A 1,432-nucleotide genomic window follows, 5' to 3' on the forward strand; every position below is an offset into this window, starting at 1 on the left:
TCTGTTCGAGCAGCGCCGGATCGACGTTACGCGTATAGCCGGAGGTCTTCATCGCGCGCCGGGTGTTCGTCACCTGGTCGGCGTGCAGCGCCATATCGCCGCCGGACTGGATCAGCGCCGACTGGTTACGGATCAGCGCGGCGTTCGTGTAGTTGCCGTTTGCGTCCTTGCCACCCGCCAAGATGACCTTGCCGAGGCCGACAATCGCCGTCTGCGCCTGCGTGTCCGTGGCAGTGGTGTCGTCGCGGTTCTCGATGTCGTGCGAGAGGAGCTCGAGCGTGCCGTTGCTGTCCGACGCGCCGATCAGCGCGGTCGGCCCGAGATTCGACAGCGTGCTGTCCGCCGCCAGCGATACGCTGCCACCGACCATCGCCCCCGTGTTGGTCAGCGTGTTCGAATGCGTGCGCAGCAGGTTGCCGGCCGCGATCGAACCGCTATTGACGATATCGCCCGCATCGACGGACAGGTTGTTGACCGCCTGCAGCCCCGTGCTGTTCGTGAACGTGCCGGAGAGGGTAAAGGCCAGGTCGTGTCCGGCGTTGAACTGGACATCGGGCGTCGCCGCAAAATTGCCCTGCAGGTTCATTGCGACATCGTTGGCCGCGCTGTAGGTGCCGCCGCCCGTCAACGTGCTCGCGTTGACCGACAAATCGTGTGTCGCGCCGATTCGGCCGTTCGTGTTCGTGATCGCGCCGGTGGTCGTCACCTTGACGTCACCGTTCGCGACATTGCCGATGGTGCCGCCGGAGTTGTCCAGCGTGTCACCGAGCACCTTCAGATTGGAGCCGCTCAACTGGCCGCCCTGCGTGTTCGTGATCGACGATGCGACAACGGTTACCTCGCCATTGCCGGTGACGGTGCCATTGCGATTGACGAGCTCGCTGCCGCCTTGCACGGTCGTCGCGCCTGCGCCGAGGTTACCGATCAAGCCCACCGAATTGTCGATCGACGCGGACTGGACGTCGAGCGTGTCGGCGCCGTTGGACGCGCCGGTACCCGACTGGATGCGGCCGCTTGTATTCGTCAGCGTGCCGCCGTTGTGCAGCGACAGGGACGACAACGCACGCATCTGCCCTTGCACATTGTTCACTTCGCCTGCGGCCGTGGCGGTGATATCTCGCTTGGCGGCGAGGACACCCTGTGCATTGTTCAAACTGCCCGCGTTCGCGCCGATCTGGCCGGCGCTGGTGATCTTGCCCGCGACATTGCTGATCGCTCCTGTGCCGCTGCTGGGCGCGAGGGTCAAGGTCCCGGTGCCTGCATGCGTGATCGCGCCACCGTCGTTGACGAGTGTGCCCGGTGCGAGGGTGAGGTCCGTGCTGTTGGTTTGCAGCGTGCCGCCGACGGAATTGTCGAACCTGTTGCTAACGCTGATGGTCATCGGCGACGCACCATACTGCGTAATCTTGCCGCCGTGGTTCGTCAGATCCGT

At 64.5% G+C, this 1,432-nt stretch carries 1 protein-coding gene; it reads right to left on the reverse strand.

Features of this window, described 5'->3' with window-relative positions:
• The coding region (locus D7S89_RS27015; protein ID WP_425470926.1) for a beta strand repeat-containing protein at nucleotides 1–1,432 on the reverse strand (1,432 nt) is incomplete at both ends.

The sequence above is a fragment of the Trinickia fusca genome, from assembly GCF_003628145.1.
Lineage (GTDB): Bacteria > Pseudomonadota > Gammaproteobacteria > Burkholderiales > Burkholderiaceae > Trinickia > Trinickia fusca.